The sequence below is a fragment of the Mesorhizobium sp. CA7 genome, assembly GCF_020165015.1.
Classification (GTDB): Bacteria; Pseudomonadota; Alphaproteobacteria; order Rhizobiales; family Rhizobiaceae; genus Mesorhizobium.
This window is the reverse complement of record NZ_JAIUHH010000002.1, coordinates 582828-605535: the sequence shown is the minus strand read 5'-3', so window position 1 is coordinate 605535 and position 22708 is coordinate 582828. Positions and strand designations below refer to the sequence as shown.

Sequence of the window (22708 nt, the reverse complement as noted above, 5' to 3'; positions counted from 1 at the left end):
CACCAGCCCCACTCTGGCAGCTCTCCAGAAAGCGAGACTAGCGCATTGTCAGCGCAGAGCAACTTGGATTCGAAGCGGTCGCCAGTGGCGGAACCGACGACCAAACCGGCTACTAAAGGCGATCGAGCCAGATCGCGGCGGTTTACTGGAGCTTACTCGGGTCGCCCGCCGCCATCCGCGCGGCATCGCGATGAAGCAGCATGACCTGCTCGGCGTCCGATCTTCGGTCGTGAATCGGCTCCGGCGCACCGTCTTCATCGGGTACGAGGGCTCCCGACAGATCGGGTGAAAGCACCATCAGCTTCTGCTTGATGCCAGCCAGTTCCTCGTGGCCGAGCGTCAGCCAGCTGTTGGCGCCGCAATAGCCGGCGAAGTCTTTGCTGGCCAGAACGCTGTGCGGATATTTCTTGGTCAGGGTCTGCAGGCGCTGGACCTCGTTCACAGCCGAGCCGAAGACAGAGAATGTGAGCCGGTCTTTAAGCCCGACATTGCCAAACATCACATTGCCGACATGCAGGCCGATACCGAATTTGATGTCTGACAACCCCTGCTCCTTTCGGCGCAGGTTGAGATCCATCATGCGCGCGCTGGCCTTGTGCGCGGCCGCAAGCGCAGCCTGGCAGGCGATCTCGGACTGCGAACGGTGCCTTTCGCAAGGGTAGACGGCAATGAAGCCATCACCGATGAAACTCATGATCTGCCCGCCGTTGCGATTGAAAGGTGCGGCAACGGCGTCGAAAAACTGGTTCAGCGTATCGATATAGACTTCGCGGCCGGAGGTTTCGGCGAGCCTCGACGACCCGCGCATATCTCCCATTACCAGTGCGGCCCGGATTGTATCGCCCTCGCCGCGCTTGATCTGGCCGTCAAGAACGCGCCTGCCAGCGTCGCCGCCGAGATAGGTGGTCATCATGTTGTCGGCGAGCTTGGTGAGCACCGCCATCTTGGTGGCGATAGCGAGATGGCTCTGGATGCGCAGCAGCGCCGAAATCATGCTGTCGCTGAAGCCTGCGGCGCTGTCGGTCGACCAAGATCCCATCATGCCCTGACTGGCGTTGCCGCTGAAGGGATGGACGAAAGCCATGTAATCGGTGATGCCCATAAGCCGGAGGTCATCGAAAACAGGAAACTCCGACACCACCGACGGGTCGAGCCGGCGTCGCAGATGGTCGAGCTTATTGCTGAGCAGATGGTAGTATGGGCTGGTCAGGAATCTCTCAGACGGCACACCGGCCTCCTTGCGGAAGCCTTCCACTTCCATGCCCTGGCCGCGAACCCAGGTGAAGCCAAGCGCGTCATAGAGCGGGTGAAGCATCGAGAAGCTCAAATGCACCCGCTTCAGCGGCAGGCCGGCAGCAGCCAGCCGTTCGCAAAAGCCATTTACCAATGTTTCCAGGTCGTTGCCCGCCAGCGCCGATTCGTTCAGCCAATCGGCAACCTTATCCATGAGAATGGTGGAAATTTCTGCGTACGATGTGCTCATGCTATCTCGAAACCCGTCGGAAGACGGAACCATTATCCTCTGATCTGCCATAACACAGTCCGTCAACGACCCAACGATAAGACACCCGAAGTCAACAAGGCCGGCCTCGGCGGCAAAAGCGGCGAAGAATATCCCGGATGACTATCCTTGCGGCCAAGGGGAAGGCATAAATGCATCTGTATTCGGTGGCGTTATGTGGCGAGTCAGCCGACGGAGTGCAACCACGATCCTGACACCGCACAAGAAATTCGCCGGCTCAGATGCCGTCAGGCCTTTAGCACTGTCTCTCGGTCCAGCCCGAGGCGGCCAAAAACATTGCGTGTGTCGACGATTAGAGGGGCGTGATCGGCGATCGTCTGATAGTCGATCGCGTCGTGGTCGGTTGCAACGACGACAGCATCGAAATCCTTCAGAGCCGCCTCGGTCAATTCGACCGAGCGGCGCCCCTTGATCGCCATATGCTCCCGCGTGGTCGGTATCTCGGTAACATGCGGATCGTGGAACTCCGCCTTGCCGCCCCATTCCTCGATGAGTTCAATGAGCCGCAATGAGGGGCTTTCGCGGATATCGGGCACATTCTTCTTATAGGCGAGCCCGACGATGAGAATGCGCGAGCGGCTGAGCGCCTTACCACAGCGCCGGTCCAGCGCCTTCGCCAGTTCATCGACCACATGACGCGGCATGGCCGTGTTGATCTCTGCCGCCAGCTCGATGAAGCGGGTCGGCAGTTCGTATTCGCGCGCCTTCCACGTCAGGTAGAAGGGATCGATCGGAACGCAGTGCCCGCCAAGTCCGGGGCCAGGATAGAACGGCATGTAGCCGAAGGGCTTGCTCTTTGCCGCCTCGATCACCTCCCAGATGTCGATGTCCATCGCACCGAGCACGACCTTCAACTCGTTGACGAGTGCTATGTTGACCGAGCGGAAGATGTTTTCCGTCAGCTTGACCGCCTCGGCGGTCGCCGTGGTGGAAACCGGAACGACGGTCTTGACCACGCCCTGGTAGAAAGCCTGCACGAGCGTCGCCGCTTCAATGCCGTCGCCTGCCACGACCTTAGGGATCGTCGCGACTTCGAAGCTGCGGTTGCCGGGATCCTCGCGTTCGGGCGAGAAGCCGAGGAAGAAGTCTATCTTCGACCGCAAGCCGGTTTCTTCCAGTATGGGCTTGATCACGTCATCGGTGGTGCCGGGATAGGTGGTCGATTCCAGCACGACCAGCTGGCCGGGACGCAGATGCTTCGCAATGGTGCCTGCCGTGTTCCTGACAAAGGAGAGATCCGGCTCACGGTTTTTCGTCAGCGGTGTCGGAACGCAGATGATGATGACCTCGCAGACGGCCAGTTCCGCAAAATCCGCAGTGGCGCGGAACCGTCCGCTCGCCACCTGGCCGGCAAGGGCTGTCGACGCCACCGCCTCGATGTAGGATTGGCCGTTGTTCAGGCTCTCGACCTTGTGGGCTTCGATGTCGAAGCCCGAAATCGGGAAGCCGGCGCGTGCGACCGCAACCGCCAGCGGCAATCCGACATAGCCCAGTCCGATCACGCCGACTTGTGCAGCGCGCGTCGAAATCCGGTTTAGAAGATGGTCATATATCGATCGTGAGGCGTCCAAAAATCTGCTTTCCCGTCAATTCGGACAGGCTGTCCGTTCCCGTGGCGAGGCTCACTTGGTCTCAAGGACCATGGCCGAGGCATATTGCGGAAGATCGGTTTCCGCAAGCCGTCATCAAACCGGCACCTTCGCCTTCAGGCTTGCGGCAGCCCTCGCATAGCCGCCGGCCGCGCCATCGATGAAATGAAGGTGGTCGCGCTGCAGCGGCGAAGCGACGAGGCATGTCATCAAGGCCGATTTCTGGCGGTGCAGGCCATAGGTGCAGATGCCCGCCTCTTCCGCCTGTTTCAGCCGGTTCTCGATCCGTTGCAAGACGTCCGAGTCAACGTCGATGGTCATCTTCAAGCCGTCGTCGAACTTCCGGAAATCCGAATTGCTGGCCACGTCGCGTTTGTAGGCCTTCGGATCGAACCGACCGATCGTCCACCCGAATCGATCGGCAACGGCCGCTAGCGTCAGCAGGAACAATATCCACAGCTTCGACAACCACCGCCGTCCTGCCGGCGCCACGGCCCTCGCCTCGAGATCGAAGCCGGCGGGCGAAAAACTGTAGGCCGGCCCGTTCACCGGCACTGGATGGCCATCGCGTTCCTGCCTGCCGGCAAGGGCAATGATGTCGAAAACCAGAGACTGAAAACCGCGCAAGTCGCGCGACGGACCCGGTATGGCTATGATCGAGACGATGTCGCCATGCCGTGCTTCGATCGGGTTCCAGCGGCAGGAGAGGCCGGTCAGATCCGGCCGCGCGCCGGCCGGCGCAGGATCGACGCGGTAGCGCCCGGCTTTCATCTCGGTTTCCGCCCAACTGCCACCACCGCCGGCGAACATGGCATAGAAGACCGCTTCGGAGGCTTGGAACCTCGCCACGCGAACGTCGAGACCTTGCGCTCTTATATCCTTTATCGGCACGATTGCGGCACGCAAGGTCAGGTCCAGTTCGTCCGCCACCCATCTCTGGACAGCCGCCAGCGCGTTGCGCGTGATCTCCAGGACCGAGCCTGGAAACGCCACGAGCGCGCCGTCGCCGCCGAACACAAAGGGAAGATCTTGCCGACCCAGCGCATTCAGCAGCGCCGAAATGACACTGGCGCCGGCCATATTGACGGTTTTATAGCGCCCAGCCTCGATCGCCTTGGTCGAGCCGACGATGTCTGCGGCGGCCAGCGCCCAGTCATCGGGGAGAGGCCGATAGTTGTCGATATCGGCAACGCTTTCGAACTTTGCGAAAACCGGCAGAGAAGCCACAAACGGGTCGGACGCGGCAGCTGTTTCCATGGGCATCAGATAGCACATTCCACTGCTTGAAGGGTGAAGTCGATCATGCTGCGAAATTGACTTGCGCCGGCTTTCCGATGATAGGGTTCGGCAATGCGAATTGCCTTCTACGCGCCGCTGAAGTCACCCAATGATCCCGTTGCCTCAGGCGATCGCCAGATGGCACGGACGCTGATCAAGGCGCTGGAGCATGGAGGGTATAGCGTCGAACTGGCATCCGAATTGCGCTTCTACCTACGCGAACCGGAGCCGAAAAGTTTCGATGCGCTCAAGATCGAGGCCCGAGAGGAAGCCGCGAGGTTGACAAGGCTTTGGGATCGTGACGGCAAGCCCGATCTCTGGTTCACTTATCATCCCTATTACAAGGCACCCGACCTGATCGGGCCCGAGCTGGCGGCGGCCTTTGCCGTCCCCTATGTGACGGCGGAAGCCTCCTATTCGAGGCGGCGCAACGCCGGTTTGTGGGGTGATACGCAAGCGTTGGTAACGCGAGCCGTCGAACAGGCGGCACTGAACATCTGCTTCACGCAAAGGGACCGCCAGGGACTGGCGGATGCGGTACCCGGCGCCACTTTCGGCACGCTTTCGCCCTTCATCGACACATCGGCATTCCGTGAAATTCCGGCACGGGGTTGTCCGACGCGCCTTGTTACCATCGCCATGATGCGCCGGGGCGACAAACTCGAAAGCTATCGCATGCTGGCGCAAGCGCTCGGTTCGATCGGTCACCTGCGCTGGACCATGTCGGTCGTCGGGGACGGGCCTGCCCGTGACGAGGTTAAAGCGCAATTCGCCGGCTTGCCCGCCGACCGTATCGAATGGCTTGGCGCGATTGAGCCGGCCGCCGTGCCGGATGTCCTCTACAGTGGGGGAATTTACGTCTGGCCGGGTTTCGGCGAGGCCTATGGTGTTGCCTATCTTGAAGCACAGGCCGCCGGCCTTCCGGTGGTGGCTCAGGACATCGCCGGCGTGCCGGAGGTCGTGCGGGATGGCCAGGCCGGGTTCCTCACCCCGCCGGGCGATGTGACGGCGTTCGCTTCTGCCATTGAAAGGCTTCTGGCCCGTAACGACGAAAGAACCATCATGGCCGCAGAAGCCAGACGTTTCATCCTCGAGGAGCGCTCGCTCGATACGGCGGCGGCGCGTCTGGCCGAACTTCTTGCGAAGATCCCGGTCTCATGACATCCGATCCGATCTGGCAACCCTTGGTGGAAGAACTGGCGCGCTGGCAACGGGCGGACCGCAAGGCAGAATTCTGGCTGCGCGACGATGACGCCGTGGATCCGACGCTTGCGCTTGATCGGCTGCTCGACCTCACCAGTGAATTCGGGATTCCGGTCGCTCTGGCCGTCATTCCAGCCCTGACTGATGAGAAGCTTGTCGTCCGGCTTGACGAGGCGCCGCATGCCACGGTCGCCATCCATGGCTGGGCGCACCGAAATCATGCGCCCGAGGACCAGAAAAAGCAGGAACTCGGGCCGCATCGGCCACCCGAGGCGGTGCTCGATGATCTGGCTCGCGGGCTCTCTCGCATAACCGGCTTGCACGGCGCACGTGCCGTTCCGATGCTGGTGCCACCCTGGAACAGGATCGACGCCGGCTTGGTATCCGACCTTGGGTCGATAGGATTTTTGGCACTGTCGGTCTTTGGGCCGCCGAAGCCGGCTTCGCTGGCGGTCATCAACAGCAATGTCGACATCATGGATTGGCATGGCACGCGCGGCTGCCGCGATCATGGCCTATTGGTTCAGGCCGTCGCCGCGCAATTGCGGCATGCATTCGACGGCGGCGAACCGGTCGGCCTGCTCACCCATCATCTCGTGCATGATGAATCGGCCTGGCTTTTCCTCGAACGGCTGTTCGCCGTCACCGCACGCAATGCAGCCTGTGCATGGCATCCGATCAGGACATTGATCGGGCGCAGCGCCAGCAGAGGAAAATAGCTCAGCCCGCTTTGTGCGATAAGACTGGAAATTCGAGCGTCTGACCATCCCGCGCGGCAAAAGAGCCGGCAAACCTGTTCTTGGCCAGTTTCTCGATCTCGTCCAGTTCCTCGTCGGTGCGCGCCGGATCGTGGTGAACCAGCGCAAGCTCCCGCGCACGGGCCGCCTCGCAGAGCTTGACCCCCTGTTGCCATGTCGAGTGCCCGTTCCCGCGGTAGCGTTCCATTTCCTCCTCGGTGTAGGCGCAATCGTAAATGACGAGGTCGGCATCTTCGATTAGGCCGAGCACCGCCTGATCGAGTTTACCCGACTCATGTTCGGTGTCTGTGATCACCGCCACGACGCGGCCACCCCATTCGACCCGATAGCCTATACAGCCACCGGGATGGGTGAGACTGCCGGTTCGGATCACCACCCCTTCACGCGGCCGAAGCACGTCTCCTGACACGAAATCGCAATAGTCGAGGCTTGCCTTGCAGACGTCCAGTCTCACTGGAAACCAAGGCGGCCGCATGAACTCATCGACCATCTGTCGGGTCGTCATGCGTCCTGCAAGATGCCCGGACCAAAGCCTGACTTTGACGCTGCGGTCATAGATCGGCTTAAATGCCGGCAGCCCGATGATGTGGTCATAATGGCAGTGGGTGAAAAACAGGTCGAAATCGGTCACGCCCGACGCCCGAAGCGCCCAGCCGGCAGGCCGCAAGCCGGAGCCGGCGTCGAACAGAAGCGTATGCTTGCCGCATCGCATCTCAATGCAGATCGTGTTGCCGCCATAGCGGGAGAAGTCTGGCCCCGATACCGAAATGCTGCCGCGGACGCCCCAAAACCTGACCAGGAAAACGTCGTCGTCCATGCAAGCCCTTCATAGTCCCCTAGGCCATCGTAGCCAAACAACTGCTGCTAGGCGAGACAGGTTTTCCTCCTGATGACCTTGTCCATGAGAGGTCAGTGCCATCACGACGGCAAGGATCGGCGCAAATCATTCGTTATTTGGCGCTTCGTGCGTCGATCAGATCCGCGGTCGTATGGCTTAGGCGATCGGCGAGAACCCGAACCATCTCGACGGTCATTTCCGGGAACTCCTTCATAAGCCTCAGGAAATGATCCTTGCGAATTCTCAAGGCTTCCACCGGACTTGCGGCTCTGACGGTGGCCGTGCGGGAGCTGTTGCACAATATGGCAATCTCGCCAACGATCGAATTTGGCAGCAGTTCGGCAACTTTTATCGGTCCGCTCTCGGAATCGACCAGAATATCGGCCTTGCCTGAAAGGATGACATAGGCGGCGTCTCCCTCGTCGCCCTGCCGGAAAAGGATCTGGCCGGCGCTGTAGCTTACGCGATCAGATGTGAACGCAAGCAGCTTGAGCTTTGCCGGCTCGATGCCAGAGAACAAGGGAACGCGTTGCAGCATTCCGACCTCATCCTTGAGCAGCATTGTCGCAAACCTCCCAAAATTCACGTCTGCCAGACTAGAACAACCGACATCCAGATGGAATCAATTCTGCTTGCGGATAGCGGGACGAACCGCGCGAACGTGGCGGCTGATCAGTTGGAAACCTTAATCTCTTGAGCTTGCAGCAAGTTCCCATCGGCGGAACGATCCCATCTGAATGTCCGGGCTCTATGACAGCAGTTCCTTGAAAATACCGCTCCCCGCCAAAAGCGTCTCGTGTGGTCCGTCTTCCACCAAACGACCCGAGTCGAAGACGACAACGCGATCGAACATCATCGCCATTGCCGGATTCGTCACGACCCACACAATTGCCGGCGAACGGCCGTCGCGTCTGGCTTCCTCGAGCACGTTTTGCAGCACCTTTTCTTGTACGCGCTGGTCGAGCGCCGACAGCGGCCGGTTGAAAATGAGAAAATCGGGACGCTTGAGCAGGGCCCGGGCAACATCGAGCTTCTGTCGCTGTCCACTGGTCAACCGCCTGCCGCCGGCGCCGACGTTGAAGTCCAAGCCGACATCCAGCAGTTCGGCATAAAGCCCCAGTTCATCAAGAATATCATAGACAATGGAGCGTATGCGGTCCGGCGCATCGGGATGGTTGCTGCCCAGACGCCCGAACAGGACATTGTCCATGACAGTAGCCGCAGCAATGTATTTGGCAGGATCGTAGCGTTCGACGGCGTTTTGCAGCTCGGGCGGCAGGTCTTCATAGAACTGGTTGCGTGCGGCGACGATCTTGTTCATCAATTCGTCGCTGAGCAGGCCGAAGCGATGCCGGGGCTCGATATAGGCAAAGCTCAGGGTGACGATCATGGCGCGGTCGTTCTCCGAGACCGTCTCGTAGGGACGGTTCTTGAGCCGTTGCAGCAAGGTTTCGTAGGCTGGTATCTCCTCGGCGCTCATGAAGGCGAGCTGCTGGAAGAACTGGTGATCGGGCGGCAGGTCGGCAAACAGCTCGATCGCTTGTTTGGCGATATCCATGCCCATTTCGTAGAGCATGCGATCGAGGCCGGCTTGCATCAGCACCGACGCGAAATAAGGATTGGCCGCCAGAGCCCTGTCGGCCAGCTCCGGGCCGGCGGCAGCGCCGAAGAGCAGGTTCTGGCCGATCGTTGCTTCCTTATTGTAGGCGCCCGGTTCGAAAGGAACCACCAGTCCGCTCAATCCTTCGTGTTCCAGCCGGGTTCGCAGCGCCGCACGCAATTCGACGATCCGCCCGGCAAGTTCCGTGTGACGCGTGAGGTCGGCCGAAGAACGCAAGCCTAGATCCAAAATGTCGCGCGACAGAAGAACCGCGTCGAGCACCTGGCGCACGGCTTCAAAGAGGTCGTGCGGGCCGGTAGCGCCGACGGAAGCATAGTCGATCCAGTCGCTGTGGATATCAAGGTCCGGGTTGCCTGATCGGCGCGCCTCGTGGATGTTCCAGCGGTGCTGGTCCGCCGCGGCACCGTCATAAGTCACCGACGTCAGCGGCGCATGCTTCAACCCGTAGAGCAGATTGTCGCGGAGGCTTGCCTGGAACAGGAAAACATCCGACGAGGCATAGGACATGCGCCGGCCGGTCACTGCTTCGGGGAGTTCAAGCAGGTCGTCGGCACCCGAAGCGACCCTTCCGCTTTCCGGCCAGTTCAGCCGCGCGAAGGCCTCTGCAAGCGCCTCCGCTCCACCTGTTGAGGTGCTGACCAGCGCCACCGTCTCCCCCGGCTTGACCTGGAGAGAGATACGGTCGAGGAGCATTGCACCGCCATCGTCTGCCATGGACAGACCGATCGCCGACAGGGGGTTGGTCATCGGACCGGGATCGTCGATCGTCAGTGCCCCGATTCGCGGCGCAATGAGACCCTCGACGGTGAATTGTTCGACGACCTGCTGGTATTTGACCTGGACATCCTGCCGGTCCTGATCCCAGTCGATCAGTTCCTTCATCGGTCCGGGCAGGTCCTTGTAGGCGCCGATCACGGCCACGAGCTGACCGACGTCCAGCCGCCCCCGAATGACCAGATACCCGCCGACCATGTAGAACAGAAAGGGCGTGATCTGCGCGAGAAAATTGTTGAGGAACTTCACCATGAATTTCCATTGGTAAAGATCGAAGCGGATCTTGAAGATGAGCCCGAGCCGGGCAGCTATGTCGGCGCGCTCGTAGTTTGACGTATCATGGACGTGAACCGCGCCGATGCCGTCGACGATTTCGCCGACGCGGCCCGATAGCGCGCGCGCCGTCAACTGCCGTTTGCGCCCGAGCACGATCAGCCGCCGCCGCATTCGCGGGATCAGCACGATCTGGATCAAGACGATCACGGCGGCGATCATTCCGAGCCAGAAGTTCTGGACCACGATGAACAGCATGGCCGTCACCGCCTGGCCGCCGAGCAGCACCGGCTGCAGGAAAGCATCGCCGATGAAACCGCCTAGCGGCTCCACCTCGTCCTTCACCATGGTTGCCACCTCGGCGGATTTCACGCGCTTGAAATAACGCGGCGGAAACCGCAGCACACGATCGACCAGTTCGAAGCGGATACGGCGCAGCATCCGTTCACCGAGGCGGCCCTTGTAGGTGTTGATGTAGAATTTGAACAGGCCGTTGATGATGACCAGCAGGAGGAACACAAGGCTCAGGGCAAGCAGCGTCGTCGTGCGGTCGAGCTGAAAGCCAGGAAAGAACTGGACCTCTCCGATGAACGGCAGGTTATAGTGTAGCCTCATGAATGGCTGGGTCGCGCCCGGCTGCTCGAAGCCGCGACCTTGGATCGGGCCGTTGACAATCAACTTCGGCAGGTCAAAGGACATGAAATACGGGATCATCGAAAGCAAGACGATAACCAATATCCAGAGCTGCTGCTTCTTGGTGTGCGTCCAGATATAGCGAGCCAGGCTGGGTTCCATATGCGACTGTGGACCTTCAGTTTAAAGAACAAAGTAAAAGCATCAGCTGGTGGACGGCGCATCGGCAATCATCACCGGCGACATGTTCGAAGCCTGCGAGGCGGCTTGGCGGGGCAAGATTGCGTTGTGTCGCCCGAAATCCCAACGTACAAGGCGAATATGATGGATGTCACGCAACCGCGCAATGCCGGCATGGACGGGCACGAGCAGGCCTTGGACCTCACGCGGGGAATTGCTGCCTATGTCAACCACCCTCTCGTGGCAGGGCTGGCGCGCGTCATCGCCAAACATCCGAAGGCCGACATCGCCAACGCCTTCAACCACAAGCAGGTGGCCTGCAAGATGTGGGCGCTCGACAGGCTGTTCGAAAGCTGCGGCGGGCGCTTCGGGCGCATATGGGTTCTGGGCGGATGGTACGGCATATTGCCGGCAATGCTTTTCAACGACCCCCGCTTCGATATTGCGGCAGTCGATAGCATCGACATCGATCCCGAAGTCGCGCCAGTTGCCCGGACCCTCAACCGGGAAGCCGGCGGCCGGTTCCGGGCGCTAACAGCAGATATGTACGCACTCGACTATGCGGCCGGGCCGTCCGATCTGATAGTCAATACGAGCTGCGAGCACATAGCCGATCTGCGTGCCTGGCTTGCCCTGCTTCCGCGGGGCACGAATGTACTGCTGCAATCAAATGACTATTTCAGCGAGCCGACGCACATCAACTGCGTGGCTTCACTTGCAGCTCTCGAAGCAATGGCGGCGCTGCGGGAGATACGATTCTCTGGCGAACTACCGACAAAAAATTATTCGCGCTTCATGCTAATTGGAACTGTTTGATGCATTTAGGACAACGACATGCATCAAAACAAAGACTTAAAGCGCGGCGCCTGAATCCGGTTCAGCGCGACGCGCTTTAGGCCCCGCCATCTGCTTGATCATGTCCTATTCCGAGACCGGGCCCCATTTTAGGGACCGTGTTCGATGCCGCTCGCACAGGATTTGCGCCGAGTGACGCGCCCCTTCCAGATCGAGACAATGCGCGGACGGCCTCGGTGCCACAAGCGCCTGTTCGATCGCCTGCGCCAAACCTTCAGGCGTCAGGTCCTTTTCCATCAGCACCGTTGCAAGCCCGAGTTCTTCGAGCATCAGGGCGCGAACTGTTTGTTCGGTTTCCCCGCCGGCTGCAAACGGCACGAGCAGGGAGCGACAACCCGCGCGCAGGACATCGCAGACCGTGTTGTAACCCGCCTGCGAGACCGACAGGCGGGCGCCGGTCAGCAAGCTGGCAAAATCCTCGCGGAAGCGGAAGATGGACAGGCCCGGCGGGGCATCGCGTGCGATCGCGTCAAACTCGTCTTTCGGCAGGTTGGGGCCGGTGATCAAACACCATTTCCAGCCATTGTTGGCATTCCGCGCCGCTGCGATGGTGGAACCGACAAGGCCCCTTCCGGCAGCCCCGCCGCCAACCGACACCAGAATGTCGAAGCGCTCGGTGGCCGCGGGCGATGGCGGCGCGGCAACGAGCCCTGTGTAGGTGACCTCGGCCCTGATTGCCCCAGCCAGCGGAAATGTCTTGTCGATGGTTGCGAAAGCCGGATCGCCGTGGACCATGACAAGGTCGAAATGCCTGTTGATAAGATTGACCGTTTCCTCGTTTCGGCCCGGCTTGACGCGCTCCTGAAGGATATCACGGACGGATGTCACCAGCAGCGGTCTGGGCGACGTCGCGTCGATGGCCTCGATCAGCGGCAAGAGTTCGAAACGCATCTGCCGGCGTCCAAATGGAAACGCCTCGACAATGACGATATCAGGCTTGCATTCCAGGAATGCCTGCAGCAGCATGTCTGAACGCCGTTTCTTGAAATCATCGTCGATGGGTTTGCCCTGCAGGTCGACAAGTCCGGAAAATCCTTCATCACCGGAGGTGACGGGTGGCAGGGCCACAGATTTTACACCCAGTCCTGGAAACCCCGCGATCGGCGCTCCGCCAGTCACCACGGTTACGTCAAACCCGTCATCGACCAGAGCCGCCGCAATTCGGCTGGCGCGCGCGAGATGGCCGATGCCGAGGAGGTGCTGGACATAGAAGAAAGCGCGCAGTCGCTTCATTCGGCGGCCCGCCACTCCCGCTCGAACAGTTCCTTGAGCTGTCCAATGCTAGCCATATGGTCGAAATTGCAGCGCACGCGCTGCTCCGCGGCGTCGCCGAGGCGGGCGCGCAGCACGGGATCACGGATCAGGCGCTCCAGCGCCTCTGCCAGGGCAATTGGGTTTTCCGTCGGAACCAGCAGCCCGGTTTCATCCGGCGATAAAAGCTCCGGCACGCCGGAAATATCGGTCGATACGCAGGCAAGCCGCTGGCTAGCCGCCTCCACCAGGACATTCGGCAGACCGTCCCGGTCGCCATTCGCAGTGATCCTGCAGGCCAGGGCGAAGATGTCGGCGCGGCGGTAGTGCTCAAGCACCTCCTCTTGCGCAAGCGCGCCTTTCCAAGAGGCACGACCATCCAGGCCGAGCTTTTGCGCCAGCGCCTTGAGCCGCTCCAGCTCCTCGCCGCCACCGATATGCTCGAAACGCCACGCCAAATCGCCAGGCAAGAGGGCAAGCGCCTGCAGCAAGGTATCGTAACCTTTCTTTTCAACGGCGCGCCCGACACTCAGAACGATAACCGGTTCGTCCGGTGCCGAGCCGTCATGCTGTTTGCGCGCCTCGCCGAAACTGCCGAAGCGATCAAGGTCGAGCCCATGGTAGCTCAGATGCACAGGCGACTTGCCGTTGGCGAGTTTTTTCAGACGGTCGAAGCCGGTCTTCGTGCAAGTGACAGTCCAGCGCGCCGAGGAAAGCTTGCCGGCCAGATCCCAGTCCGCCGAAGTCCAGATGTCCTTGGCATGGGCTGAGCAGCTCCAGGGCAGACTACGAAGCAGGCTGGCATAGCGCGTCACCGAGGCCGGCGTGTGCGCGAAATGTGCATGCAGCCAGGCCGCGTCTTCCGGCCATTCGGCCGCCAGCACGAGCGCTTGCCCGAAGCGGCGCACGCGATTGCGCGTAAAGTCGCGGGGGATATCGGCAGCCAGCGATCCGAGCGCGCGCCAGAACCCCGGCCGCAGCAGATAGGCAAACAGCGAGCGAACCACGCGCAGCGGCTCGTGATGCAGATATTCCGGCAGATAATGGACGGGCGCTTTGATCTCGTCATGCACGGGGTGGCGTTTTGCGTCGGTCGGCCGCCTGAGCGCGACGAGTATCAGGTCGAATCCCGCGCGCTCCAGACCGAGCAGTTCCTGCGCGATGAAGGTTTCCGACAGCCGCGGATAGCCCTTCAGAACCACGACGATCTTGCGACGTTGCAACTCAGCTCATTCCCTCAATGACCGAAAGGTGAGGGCTGGCCCGCCGATCGAGCAGTTCTGCAACGATTTCGGAAATATGAGGCAGCCCTTCCAGCCTCAGATGCGGATTGCTCTGGGATGGGCGGGGCCGGTCCGGTAGCGCCACCAGTGCATCGGCAAACCGCTGGGAATCCTTGGCTTCGTCCGGCAAAAGCATCTCGATGAGGCCGAGTTCGGCTGCGCGCCGAGCTCGGATCAGTTGTTCCTGGCGGGGCTCGACGCGCGGCACGATCAGCGCCGGCTTGTCGAAAGAAAGTATCTCGCAATAGGTGTTGTAACCACCCATTGCCACTACCGCCTTGGCGCCGGCAATCAGGTCTTCCATGCGGTTGTCGAACTCGATCATCTTGACGCAGGGGATCTTGGACCCCTTCTTGAGCAGCTTGTTGCGCTTGCGCGCCGGCATGTAAGGCCCAAGCACGATCAGCGCCCTATGCTGCAATTGCGGGTCCTGCTGATAGGCATCGATGACGTCGTGGATCAGTTCCGCGCCGTCACCGCCGCCCCCCGTGGTAACGAGGATATACTCGCCCTCGGGCCGGTGGCCGGGCAACTCGTTCCGCTGCAGGCTCCGTTGCAGGAAGCCGACGAACCGCATCTTTGCCCTGACAGCCGGCGGCACATCCAAGCCGGTCAACGGATCGTAGAAATCCGGCGGGCCATAGGCCCAGACCTTGTCGTAGAACAGGCCTATCTTGCGCATCACATCCCTGCGGGCCCACTCTGCTTCGAGCAGATGCGGCGCATCCATCACCTCGCGCAGGCCAAGCACGAGCGTGGTACCTCGCGTCTTGAGGTAGGACAGCGTGTCCTCGATCTCACCGCGCAGGCCGAGCGGTTCCTTGTCGACGATGAAGATTTCCGGCCGGAAGGTCTCGGCTGTGTGGCGGATGATCGACTGCCGCATCCTGAGCGTCTCATGCAGATCGATATCCTTTTCCAGCGAGGTGTATTCGCCGTTGCGCAACTTGATGACGCTGGGGATCTTCACGAAGTCGACACGGGCGCGATAGTCGAAGGCGCCGGCGATAGGCGCGCCTGAAATGATCAGCACCTGAAGTCCGCGGAAATCCTCGACCAGCGAATGCGCGATCGTCCGGCAGCGCTGCAAGTGGCCGAGCCCGAACGTGTCGTGGCTATACATGAGAATTCGAGCGTCTTGTACGTGCTGCGTCATTATTGAACGTCTTTCAGAATTCTCGCGTTGAGAACCGGGGACGACCCGCTGGATTCGAAACCACCCTCGCGAGCCCACCGACCTGTTGTGAAACATGAGGGCAAAATTTTCAATTTGTATTCCTCAAGGGGTCCATATGCTGAAGCGGGAGCCGCACCCGCTCAGTTGCCCGCTTGCCACGGATCATGAAGAACCTGCACCATTCGCTGGTATTGATCATCCCCGATTTTCCATCTTTGGCTGCCGGCCCTGAGCGCTGCCGCCGTCGTTACGCGGTTGATCGCCTTGCGGTTGAACGCCCGTGAGCGCAGAGATTGCGGACCGTCACACTGCTTCGACGACCCCGCGCCTGCCGGTTTGATCGCTGATAAGTCGCGGCCGCTTTTAAGATGGAATCGCTCCAACTTCCATTGCCACGTCGGTGACGTGGCGTTCGGCTGGGTCAAACCAACGGATTCCGTCTTGCGGGCTTGGTATTTGTCTGACATAGTTTACCATCTCCTAATGTTGCAGTGGGTAATTGGGGCACAGAAATGGCGAAGGAATCTTCGAGTGCCGCTTCTTCGGCAAGTAAAGCGGACGCAAATCTGATAGGTAATGCAGAGGGAAACGGGCTGAACTTCATGGCCTCCCAGGCTCGCGAGGGCGGGGCCGGCGGTGATGCTCCAGGTGTCGACAAGATACGCGATCTTTTGTTCGGCAATCAGATGCAGGACTACGACCGCCGTTTCTCCAAGCTTGAAGAGCGGTTCCTGCAACGCTTCAAGGATGTCGAGTCCGAAACCAAGCGCAATCTTGAAACCTACGAGTCGAATGCCAAGAAGCAGGTCGACTCGCTGGCGACGCAGTTGCGCAACGAAAAGGATGCGCGCGCCGAGGCCGACAAGGAGATCGACCGCAATCTTCGCGATCAAAACCAGGCGCTCGAAAAGCAGGTGCGCGCCTTGTCGGACCAATTGAGCGAGCTCGAGCGTGAATTCGCGGATCGCATGAGCAGAAGCGACCATTTGCTGCGCGAGGAAATCAAGCAGAAGAACGAAAGCGCTCAAATGCTGATGGAGAAGATCTTTTCCGATCTCAGCAACGTCAAGACTGACCGGAATCTTCTGGCCGGCCTGTTCGTCGAGGTCGCGAAATGTCTCAACCAGGATCCCGTCGGCAGCAAGGGCAATTCGGAGCGTGGCTGGAAAGTGAGTTGATCGGAACTTGACGTCGAGCGTCGAACCAATCAGCCTATCTCAAAGACAAGCTTCGAACGATACCGGTATTGATCGCGAGGCTTTGGCCCGCCTTTTAGTGGAAATTGCCCGGAACGTCGATCCGGACAACCGTGCCCTTTACGAAGGCGTTCCGGCCGCCGATCATCGGCTTGAAAGGCTCCGCCAACTGCTCGTCGGCGGCGAGATCTCGGAGCTGTCACGCGTTACGCACCTGCTCGACGAACCCGAGCAGCTTGCCGCCGCGGTGGGAAACGTTCTGCCCGAAGCAACGGCGCGCGCGTCCCATGCGCAACTCGGCGAGGCCCTTGCCCCGGCCGTCGAGAGAGCCGCGCAGCGGTCCATCCAAAAGAACCCGAACACGCTGACCGATATATTGTATCCGGTTTTTCTGCCGGCCATTCGCAAGTCGATCGGCGAAAAGATCGACCAGACCTTCCAGTCGTTGAATGAGTCTCTGAGGCATATATTCACTTGGCATGGGTTGAAGTGGAGGTTTGAAGCCTGGCGAACGGGGACAAGCTTCTCGGCAGTTGTTCTCAAGCATTCTCTTATCTATCGCGTGGAACATGTCTTTCTCATCAGTCGCGCTTCTGGGCTCCTGATTGCGCATGTAACATCCCAAGACGCAACCAGCGAAGACCCTCAACTGATTTCCTCGATGCTGAGCGCCATCCAGGATTTTGTGAAGGACTCTTTCAAAGAGAAGGAAAACAGCGGCCTCGACACCATCCGGTTTGGGGAACTTCGCCTCTGGTCGGAAGTCGGACAGTTTGCGACCCTGGTTGCGGTGATCCGGGGAAATCCTCCGGAGGAACTGCATGAAGTCATCCGCGACGTACTGCTTCGCATCCATCAAGAATCCTCGCGAGCCCTGGAGCGGTTCGACGGCGATAGTTCCCAGTTGCCCGGCGTGGAGACGCAGTTGCAGACCTGCGTCGAGCTGCAGCACATGGATACGAAAGAGGGATTTCCGTGGCTGGTGGTGACGGCGGTCCTGCTGGCATTGATCGTGGGGGGCGGCTGGTTCTTTCTGTCCTGGCAATCCGCACACCGCTGGCAGACCTACCTGTCGCGGCTGGCAGCCCAACCGGGCATCGTCGTTTCGGACCAAAAAATCCGTGGCGGCGAGTTCTATGTCGCCGGCCTGAGAGACCCGCTCGCCGCGGACCCACAGTCGCTGCTGCCGGGAACGGAGGTCGATCCCGCCCGCGTTCATTCAAACTGGCACTTCTATCAGAGCCTCGAGCCGGAATTCGTGCTGAAGCGGCTGTCGGCGTCGCTGGCGCCGCCGGATTCGGTACGACTCTCGGTCGTCGATGGTCGCATTGTCGCCGAGGGCGAGGCGACCACCACGTGGATCGACCGGGCGCGGGCCGCTGCCCAGCAGCTTTCGGCAGGCGGCCCGGTCTTCGACATTTCCGGGGTCAGCGATGTGAGCGCCGAGGAGCGCTGGCAGGCCTACGTGTCGCAACTGGAGACCCAGCCTGGCATCATCGTCGCCGATCACAACGTGCGCGACGGCCAATTCTACATTACAGGTCTGAGAGACCCGCTTGCCGCCGACCCAAGGTCGCTGTTGGCGGGAACGCAGGTCGATCCCGCGCGTGTTCATGCAAGCTGGCAATTCTACCAGAGCCTTGAGCCGCAGTTCGTGCTTAAACGGCTGACGGCCTCGCTTGCTCCGCCGGATTCGGTGCGGCTTTCAGTCGTCAATGATCGCATCGTTGCCGCGGGTGTAGCCACCACCGCGTGGATCAACCGGGCGCGCGCGGCCGCCCAGCAGCTTTCAGCCGGCGGCCCGGTCTTCGACATTTCCGGGGTCCGTGATGTGAGCCCCGAGGAGCGCTGGCAGGCCTATGTGTCGCGCCTGGAGGCGCAGCCCGGCATCATCGTCGCCCAACAGAATGTGCGCGATGGCCAATTCTATATTGCCGGCCTGAGAGACCCGCTTGCCGTCGACCCGCAGTCGCTGCTGTCCGGGACGCAGGTCGATCCCGCGCGCGTTCATGCCAGCTGGCAATTCTATCAGAGCCTTGAGCCGCAGTTCGTCTTGAAGCGGCTAACGGCGTCGCTGTATCCGATGGATAAAGTGCGACTTTCAATCGTCAAAGGTCGCATTGTTGCCGAGGGTGAGGCTCCCGACACCTGGATAGATCGGGCGCGCGCAGCGGCAAGACAGCTTTCAGAAGGCGGCCCGGAGTTCGACATCTCCAAGGTTCGTGATGTGAGCCCCGATGCACGCGCGGCGGAGCATTGGCAGTATTATGTGTCGCGACTTGAGGCCGAACCGGGAATCATCGTCGCTCAGCAATCGGCGAGGGGCGGAGATTTCTACATTTCCGGTCTGAGAGATCCTCTTGCCGTCGACCCAAAAGCTCTGCTGTCCGGAACACAGGTCGATCCCGCTCGCGTTCATTCACAGTGGCAATTCTATCAGAGTCTTGATCCGAAGTTCGTGGTGAAGCGGCTGACGGCGTCGCTGTCCCCGCCGAAATCGGTTCGGCTTTCGATCGTCCAGGGTCGCATCGTCGTTGTGGGCGAGGCACCTGCCGGCTGGATCAGCCGAGCGCGGGCCGCCGCCGACCAACTTTCGGCGGACGGAGTGGTTCTGGATGTCTCGCAGCTGAGCGAGCTAAACCTTGCAGAGCTTAATCAGTTGAGAGAGGCCATCCAGACGACCGATATTTTCTTCTCTTCCGGTAGAGTTGTCCCGGGACCGGAGCAGACGCCGGTGCTCGACAGACTGGCTGATCAGCTGAAGGAATTCGCAGAAAATGCCCACAAGGCAGGCGTGACGGCGCGGTTCATGTTGACCGGCCATTCGGACATAACGGGTCGCGAGACGGCCAACGCGTCGATCAGCGCCGCCCGCGCCGAGACAGTTCGCGCGCTTCTCAACAAGCGCGGCGTCGCTCCGGAACTCCTGCAGGTTCGGGGCGCCGGCACCTTCGAGCCGGCGGTGCCCGAAAATGAAAATAGCCGAACTGGGAACTCCACCAATCGCCGGGTTTCGATTACGGTGAACCTAGAGTAGCGCGGAGCCCAGGATGCTGCAAAAAAAGATCTGCATGTTGGGCGGGTTCGCCGTCGGCAAGACCAGCTTGGTGCGCAGGTTCGTCCAAAGCATCTTCTCGGAAAACTACCTGACCACGGTCGGCGTCAAGATCGACAAGAAGAGCGTCGCGTTTCCGGACAAGACAGTGGACCTGATCTTGTGGGATCTGGCCGGCGAAGACGATATCGGCTCGTTCCGCGTCAGCTATGTGCGAGGCGCGACCGGGCTCGTGCTGGTCGCCGATGGAACCCGGCCAGCCACTCTTGCGGTGGCGCTCACGCTGCGCGAACGGTGCGAGGCCGAATTCGGCGCCATGCCGTTCATATTGCTGTTCAACAAGTCCGACCTGACTGATCGGTGGGCGATACCGGAGGGCGAGATCGACGAACTCAAGCAACGTGGATGGCAGATCTATCTGACGAGCGCGCTTTCGGGCGAACATGTCGACGATGCGTTTCGTCAGCTTGCTTCGATGGTCGCCAACTAGACCATGTCCAGTTTGCCGAAAGAAGTCAGAAGCTGGATATACGACTTCTTCTCGAATGAGCGCTTCGCAGCTTATCTGATGATCGATAGCCGGCAATGCATAGAAGCCAAGGGCGGCAATCTCGACTTTTACGGGCTCTCGTCGCTTCGCCTCGGCGAGCCCGTTGCCCAGCAGCTTGAATTCATGGAAGGGCTGCTGCCTTGCCCCGAGCTTCCATTCCATATGCCCATGATGGAACTGCCCGGCGGGCATGTCGCGGACCTTCACTTCTTTGGCGATGGCGACTCGGTGTGGCTGGTCTTTCTCGACGCCACGCCCGAACGCGACCACCAGCAGCGGCTTCAGCAGAAGGCATACGAAATGACGCTTCTGCAGGAGAGGGAGCGTCAACTCAATGCGAAGCTGCAATCGACGAATGAGGCATTGAGGGAGAGCCAGGAGGGTTTGTCGCGCGAGTACCGGCGCGCCGAATCCCTGCTCCTTAACATTCTTCCGGCCTCGATCGCGGAGCGGCTGAAGGCGGACGAGCAAATTGCAGACAACCACGCGGAGGTCAGTGTGCTCTTTGCCGACATCGTCGGTTTTACGGAAAGAGCGCGGAGCGTCGGAGCCACGACGACGCTCGCTATCTTGAATTACTTCTTCAGGGCTGCGGATCTGCTCTCGGAACAGCATGGCTGCGAAAAGATCAAGACCATCGGCGATTGCGTCATGGCGGTCGCTGGCCTGCCCGTCGCGCGACCAGATCACGCGCACGCCCTTGCACATTATGCGCTCGAGCTGCGGGAGGCGGCCAGGTGCGAGCGCTTCGCAGGAGAACCGCTAAGCCTTAGAATTGGAATTCACTCAGGGCCAATCGTCGCGGGCGTCATCGGCAAAAGGCGGTTCGTCTATGACCTGTGGGGCGACACCGTCAATCTCGCCGCGCGCATTCAAAAAGCTGCAGAGCCCGATGAAATCCGTATTTCGGATGCGACTCATCAATTGCTTGGGCCGGAATTTGCTTGCGAGCCGCTCGGGGAAACGGAATTGCGTGGCACAGGTCGCGTGCGAATGTGGCGGCTCTAGGCACCTTTACGCTTGCCTCGAAGGCATCCTATTTTGGAGGGCAGCAGCCACTCGCGGGCATAGAAATGTCGGTACTGCCTTTTGTAAGAATTTACGCGCCGCTCAACGCGGTGCTGGCTGCGCCTGGGCTTCTGGCGGTGGCTGGGCTCACGATACCGGACATGTCCGGACGAAGCAGGCTGGCTCTGGCTGTGGTGCTCGCTGTCATTTGGGGCGCCTATCTCCTGCAAATGGCCGCGACGCTGCTCAAGCGCCAGGCGGTAGACGCTAGGGACAGGACGCCGGCAATCGCCATCGATGTGCTCGCGGTCTTGGTTCCACTCGCCGCATTTCTGCTCGTTGGCACGCCCGACCGGAGCCTCTACTGTGCTGTCTGGCTCCTGAAACCGCTGCGCGACTCGACTTTCTTCCCGGTGCTGGGCAGGGTGCTGGCCAACGAAGCGCGCAACCTGATCGGCGTTACCACGCTCTTCGGCGTCGTTCTGTTCGGTGTCGCTCTCGCGGGCTATGTCATCGAGCGCGATATCCAACCGGAAAAGTTCGGCAGCATCCCCCAGGCAATGTGGTGGGCGGTGGTCACGCTGTCCACCACCGGCTATGGCGACGCTATTCCGCAAAGCTTCGCTGGCCGTGTCCTTGCTGGGGCTGTCATGATGAGTGGCATCGGCATCTTCGCCCTCTGGGCAGGCATTCTTGCCACCGGCTTCTATCAAGAAGTCCGTCGCGGGGACTTTGTCCGTAATTGGCAATTGGTCGCCGCCGTGCCGTTGTTTCAGAAGCTCGGACCGGCCGTGCTGGTCGAGATCGTGCGCGCGTTAAGACCTCGCACCGTGCCGGCGGGCGCCGTGATCTGCCGCAATGGCGAGAGCGGTGACCAGATGTTCTTCGTCGTGGAGGGGCGCGTCAGCGTCGCAACACCGAATCCGGTGGAGCTTGGCCCTGGCGCCTTCTTCGGCGAGATGGCGCTGATCAGCGGCGAACCGCGTATGGCGACCGTCAGCGCCGCAACGGCGGTCTCACTGCTATCGCTGCACTCGTCGGATTTCCAGATGCTATGCGGCAGCAGCCCGGAGATCGCGGAAATCATCCGCAAGACCGCGCTCGAGCGGCGCGGCGCGGCGCCGATGCCTTGACGGCGAGCCGGTGCTTGGAGAGCTCGAGACCGTCCCTGGTCTCCACGTTGCCTTCAGCCACACTGGCGCCACGCTTGGACTGATTGTCGGAGAGTTGCTTGCCCGTGAGATTGTCTCAGGCAACCCGCACCCAATGCTCGCGGCCTTCCGCGCCAGCCGTTTCAGTTGAGAGGCAACGTTACTTGTCTAAACGGGCTATGGTAGCTCAACGTTAGACTCCATCTGAATCAGAAGCACGCCGATTTCACCGAATGCAACGCCCCTTCGAAATGCCAAAAGACACTTCGAGCTTCTTCAAACGAGAGGGTTCGAATCCATAATATGAATCGACTCTCAAAAATTCAGCGAGAACAGTAGATGTAGGCATAGTGTGGTAGGCTCGGAGGGCGTGAGAACAAACGGGAAAATCAATACGTTAGCGGCTGGCCCGCCAACCTTTTTCCCTCGTACTCTCTCGTATGGTCTGACGAACCCAATGACCAAGATGGAGAGTGACTTGAAGCTGTTCCATGCGCAATTCAACCCTACGTT

At 60.4% G+C, this 22708-nt stretch carries 18 protein-coding genes and 1 pseudogene; 9 read left to right on the top strand and 10 right to left on the bottom strand.

Translation table 11 applies throughout. The features are described 5' to 3' along the window. Positions 1-142: 142 nt before the first annotated feature. From LB552_RS07505 to LB552_RS07495, 3 genes are all read right to left on the bottom strand, one after another. Entirely contained in the window at positions 143-1483 is a 1341-nt protein-coding gene (locus LB552_RS07505) for an adenylate/guanylate cyclase domain-containing protein (RefSeq protein WP_095765761.1), read from the bottom strand. A gap of 266 nt (positions 1484-1749) precedes the next feature. After that, entirely contained in the window at positions 1750-3093 is a 1344-nt protein-coding gene (locus tag LB552_RS07500; protein ID WP_095765762.1) for a nucleotide sugar dehydrogenase, read from the bottom strand. A 114-nt stretch (positions 3094-3207) separates the two neighbouring features. After that, positions 3208-4368 carry a DUF3095 domain-containing protein gene (locus LB552_RS07495; protein ID WP_224603412.1) on the bottom strand — a complete coding sequence of 387 codons (1161 nt, stop codon included), beginning with the start codon at positions 4366-4368 and terminating at the stop codon, positions 3208-3210. 93 nt (positions 4369-4461) lie between these two features. Between LB552_RS07495 and LB552_RS07490 the strand changes: the two genes are divergently transcribed. Next, entirely contained in the window at positions 4462-5550 is a 1089-nt protein-coding gene (locus LB552_RS07490) for a glycosyltransferase family 4 protein (protein WP_224603344.1), read from the top strand. Next, positions 5547-6311, top strand: coding sequence for a polysaccharide deacetylase family protein (locus LB552_RS07485; RefSeq protein ID WP_224603343.1), 765 nt, complete (start codon positions 5547-5549; stop codon positions 6309-6311). The genes LB552_RS07490 and LB552_RS07485 overlap by 4 nt, the downstream gene beginning before the upstream one ends. Before the next feature lies 1 nt (position 6312). Here the strand turns inward: LB552_RS07485 and LB552_RS07480 are convergent, their stop codons facing one another. The 3 genes from LB552_RS07480 to LB552_RS07470 form a co-directional block, all read right to left on the bottom strand. After that, positions 6313-7167, bottom strand: coding sequence for an MBL fold metallo-hydrolase (locus LB552_RS07480; RefSeq protein ID WP_140846255.1), 855 nt, complete (start codon positions 7165-7167; stop codon positions 6313-6315). A 133-nt stretch (positions 7168-7300) separates the two neighbouring features. Beyond that, positions 7301-7750 (bottom strand): cyclic nucleotide-binding domain-containing protein, encoded by a 450-nt coding sequence (locus tag LB552_RS07475; protein ID WP_095765767.1) that lies wholly within the window; start codon positions 7748-7750, stop codon positions 7301-7303. Positions 7751-7936: 186 nt separating this feature from the next. After that, entirely contained in the window at positions 7937-10651 is a 2715-nt protein-coding gene (locus LB552_RS07470; RefSeq protein ID WP_095765768.1) for an ABC transporter transmembrane domain-containing protein, read from the bottom strand. A gap of 159 nt (positions 10652-10810) precedes the next feature. Here LB552_RS07470 and LB552_RS07465 point away from each other — a divergent pair, with 159 nt between their 5' ends. Continuing rightward, on the top strand, positions 10811-11485 hold the full coding sequence (locus LB552_RS07465) for a class I SAM-dependent methyltransferase (RefSeq protein ID WP_411909021.1): 675 nt from the start codon (positions 10811-10813) through the stop codon (positions 11483-11485). A 105-nt stretch (positions 11486-11590) separates the two neighbouring features. Here LB552_RS07465 and LB552_RS07460 read toward each other — a convergent pair whose 3' ends face one another. From LB552_RS07460 to LB552_RS07445, 4 genes are all read right to left on the bottom strand, one after another. Then, on the bottom strand, positions 11591-12757 hold the full coding sequence (locus LB552_RS07460) for a glycosyltransferase family protein (protein ID WP_224603342.1): 1167 nt from the start codon (positions 12755-12757) through the stop codon (positions 11591-11593). Continuing rightward, positions 12754-13998 carry a glycosyltransferase gene (locus LB552_RS07455; RefSeq protein WP_224603341.1) on the bottom strand — a complete coding sequence of 415 codons (1245 nt, stop codon included), beginning with the start codon at positions 13996-13998 and terminating at the stop codon, positions 12754-12756. Before LB552_RS07455 ends, LB552_RS07460 begins: the two co-directional genes overlap by 4 nt. Before the next feature lies 1 nt (position 13999). After that, on the bottom strand, positions 14000-15214 hold the full coding sequence (locus LB552_RS07450; protein ID WP_095765770.1) for a glycosyltransferase family protein: 1215 nt from the start codon (positions 15212-15214) through the stop codon (positions 14000-14002). A 161-nt stretch (positions 15215-15375) separates the two neighbouring features. Further along, on the bottom strand, positions 15376-15702 hold the full coding sequence (locus LB552_RS07445; RefSeq protein ID WP_224523648.1) for a hypothetical protein: 327 nt from the start codon (positions 15700-15702) through the stop codon (positions 15376-15378). Between the two features lie 24 nt (positions 15703-15726). Here LB552_RS07445 and LB552_RS07440 point away from each other — a divergent pair, with 24 nt between their 5' ends. The 6 genes and pseudogenes from LB552_RS07440 to LB552_RS07415 form a co-directional block, all read left to right on the top strand. After that, entirely contained in the window at positions 15727-16413 is a 687-nt protein-coding gene (locus LB552_RS07440) for a hypothetical protein (protein ID WP_224545057.1), read from the top strand. Positions 16414-16420: 7 nt separating this feature from the next. After that, positions 16421-19468, top strand: a complete 3048-nt coding sequence (locus LB552_RS07435) for an OmpA family protein (protein WP_224603340.1) — start codon at positions 16421-16423, stop codon at positions 19466-19468. A gap of 13 nt (positions 19469-19481) precedes the next feature. Continuing rightward, entirely contained in the window at positions 19482-19976 is a 495-nt protein-coding gene (locus LB552_RS07430) for a Rab family GTPase (protein WP_224603339.1), read from the top strand. Positions 19977-19979: 3 nt separating this feature from the next. Next, positions 19980-21044, top strand: coding sequence for an adenylate/guanylate cyclase domain-containing protein (locus LB552_RS07425; RefSeq protein ID WP_140846244.1), 1065 nt, complete (start codon positions 19980-19982; stop codon positions 21042-21044). Positions 21045-21109: 65 nt separating this feature from the next. Then, a complete protein-coding gene (locus LB552_RS07420; protein WP_224523919.1) occupies positions 21110-22177 on the top strand; it encodes a cyclic nucleotide-gated potassium channel in 1068 nt (355 codons plus the stop codon). Beyond that, positions 22176-22346, top strand: a pseudogene (locus tag LB552_RS07415) (D-amino-acid oxidase); the annotation flags it as partial. The gene LB552_RS07420 and the pseudogene LB552_RS07415, both read left to right, overlap by 2 nt. Between the last annotated feature and the right edge of the window lie 362 nt (positions 22347-22708).